Raw genomic sequence first — 2,696 nt, 5'->3', positions numbered from 1 at the left:
CGGTGGTCACCCTGCTGGAGGGCGGCACGCCCCTGGTCCCCGCCCAGGTGCTCTCCGAGCGCACGGGCTGCGAGGTCTACCTCAAGGTCGAGGGCGCCAACCCGACCGGTTCCTTCAAGGACCGCGGGATGACGATGGCCATCTCCAAGGCCAAGGAGGAGGGCGCGCAGGCGGTCATCTGCGCGTCCACCGGCAACACCTCGGCCTCCGCCGCCGCGTACGCGGTGCGGGCCGGGATGGTCTGCGCGGTGCTCGTCCCGCAGGGCAAGATCGCCCTCGGCAAGATGGGCCAGGCGCTGGTGCACGGCGCCAGGATCCTGCAGGTCGACGGGAACTTCGACGACTGCCTCACCCTCGCACGCGAACTGTCCGAGAAGTACCCGGTGGCGCTGGTCAACTCGGTCAACCCGGTGCGGATCGAGGGCCAGAAGACCGCGGCCTTCGAGATCGTCGACATGCTCGGCGACGCCCCGGACATCCACGTTCTGCCGGTCGGCAACGCGGGCAACATCACCGCGTACTGGAAGGGCTACCGCGAGTACGCCGCGGACGGCCTCGCCACCCGCACCCCGCGGATGTGGGGCTTCCAGGCCTCCGGCTCGGCCCCGATCGTGGACGGCGCGCCGGTGCTCAAGCCGCAGACCATCGCCACCGCGATCCGGATCGGCAACCCGGCCTCCTGGGACTTCGCGCTCGCCGCGCGGGACGAGTCCGGCGGCCTCATCGACAAGGTGACGGACCGTCAGATCCTGTCCGCCTACCGGCTGTTGGCCGCGCAGGAGGGCGTCTTCGTGGAGCCGGCCTCGGCCGCCTCGGTGGCCGGTCTGCTGGCCAAGGCGGAGGCCGGCCTGGTCGACCCGGGCCAGCGGATCGTCTGCACCGTGACCGGCAACGGCCTGAAGGACCCGGACTGGGCGGTGGCCGGCGCGCCGCAGCCGCAGATCGTCCCGATCGACCCGGAGGCGGCCGCCCGCAGCCTCGGACTGCTCGACCGGTAACGGGCGCCGGCACGTCGACGGGCCGACCCTTTCGGGGGTCGGCCCGTCGGAGTTCTCGACTGACACTTTTGTGTCAATTGGGCTGCGCATTGCGATCCGTTTCCAGCCCTCCCTCTGACGGAGGGGGGTGTGCATTCCGGCCAGAACCGGCAACACACCAGATCGAAGGCCCACGGGGTGTACCGCTGGGGAACCTCTCTTCGATACTCTGGCCTCGGCCGTGCGGCACATGCCCCGGGCCCGGCGGGTCCGGGCCGCGCCGACCGTCGCGACCGCCCGCCCCCCGAGGGGCCGCGGTCCGTTCCCCACCCTCGCACCGACGACGCGCTCCGCGCCGCCCGATTTCCCCAGGAGAGTCCACCGCATGGCCGGTCCTGCGTTCCGTGCCGCCGCCGTCCGGGTCAGGGTTCCCGCGACCAGCGCCAACCTCGGCCCGGGCTTCGACGCCTTCGGGCTCGCGCTGGGTCTCTACGACGACGTCGTCGTCCGGGTCGCCGACTCCGGCCTCTCCGTCGACATCGCCGGTGAGGGCTCCGACACGCTGCCGCGCGACGAGCGCCACCTGCTGGTCCGCTCGATGCGCGCCGCCTTCGACCGGCTCGGCGGCCAGCCGCGGGGCCTCGAAGTGGTCTGCGCCAACCGGATACCGCACGGCCGCGGCCTCGGCTCCTCCTCGGCCGCCATCTGCGCCGGCATCGTGGCCGCCCGCGCCGTGACCATCGGCGGCCCGTCCGCGCTGGACGACGACGCGCTGCTGGCCCTCGCCTCCGAGCTGGAGGGCCACCCGGACAACGTCGCGGCCTGCCTGCGCGGCAACTTCACCATCGCCTGGACCGACGAGGAGTCGGCCAAGGCGGTCGCGCTGGAGCCGTCCGAGCAGGTCGTCCCGGTGGTGTTCGTACCGGCCGGCGAAGTGCTCACCGAGACCGCGCGCGGACTGCTGCCGAGGACCGTCCCGCTGGCCGACGCGGCCGTCAACGCCGGCCGCTCCGCACTGCTGGTGGAGGCGCTGACCAGGCGCCCCGAGCTGCTCCTCGCCGCCACCGAGGACCGGCTGCACCAGGACTACCGCGCCTCCGCGATGCCGGACAGCGCCGCCCTGGTCGGCGCGCTGCGCGCCGAGGGCGTCCCCGCGGTCATCTCCGGGGCCGGCCCGACCGTCCTGGCGCTGACCGACGAGGCGGGCGCCGACAAGGTGCTCTCCTTCGCCGGGCACCACGGCCACGGCGGCGACCCGGCGTTCGCCGCGCACCGGCTGGACGTCGACCGCACCGGGGCCGTCGTGCTCCCGCTGGACGTCTGAGCAGCCCGAACGGGCCGCTCGGGACCCGGCGCCGGCACCCTGCCGAGCCGGGTCCGGCGGACACGATTGGCAAGCGCAAGGCTGGGGAATGTCTGAGGGGGTCGGTAGTGTTAACCTCATTGCTGCACCAGGTGCCCTCCGGGGCTAGGTGCGCCGCGTCCCGATCCCAGCACTCCACGGCAGTGGAGTCCCGGCGATGCACGGGGCGACGATTCTCCGGGAGCCCACCGCAGCGCGTACGCAGCCTGCCTGCGCGACACGCGGCCGCATCCCGAAGCCGTGACGGCACCTGACTCCCACCCGCGGCCTCCCACCTTGAGGCCAGGACGGGCGGAGCGCGGGCCACCGTCACGCGACGGGGGCCCGGGATTCGCAGGGAGCGTGGGGGTTACGCC

General features: G+C 73.6%; 2 protein-coding genes. Both read left to right on the top strand.

Annotated features, from left to right (window positions below; translation table 11 throughout):
* Window positions 1-998: threonine synthase (thrC, locus tag ACIQOV_RS36310; RefSeq protein ID WP_401055073.1), on the top strand; the 998-nt coding region annotated here is incomplete at its 5' end.
* A 364-nt stretch (window positions 999-1,362) separates the two neighbouring features.
* Entirely contained in the window at window positions 1,363-2,301 is a 939-nt protein-coding gene (thrB, locus tag ACIQOV_RS36305) for a homoserine kinase (RefSeq protein WP_359899979.1), read from the top strand.
* The last annotated feature ends 395 nt before the right edge of the window (window positions 2,302-2,696 follow it).

This window comes from Kitasatospora sp. NPDC091257 (assembly GCF_044757675.1).
GTDB lineage: Bacteria > Actinomycetota > Actinomycetes > Streptomycetales > Streptomycetaceae > Kitasatospora > Kitasatospora lactacystinica.
The sequence above is the reverse complement of the archived record's forward strand: the minus strand, read 5'-3'. Positions and strand labels throughout refer to the sequence as shown.

What these genes read in the sequence shown, in the direction of transcription:
- thrB (WP_359899979.1), top strand. Translation starts at nt 1,363, where the DNA reads ATGGCCGGTCCTGCGTTCCGTGCCGCCGCCGTCCGGGTCAGGGTTCCC.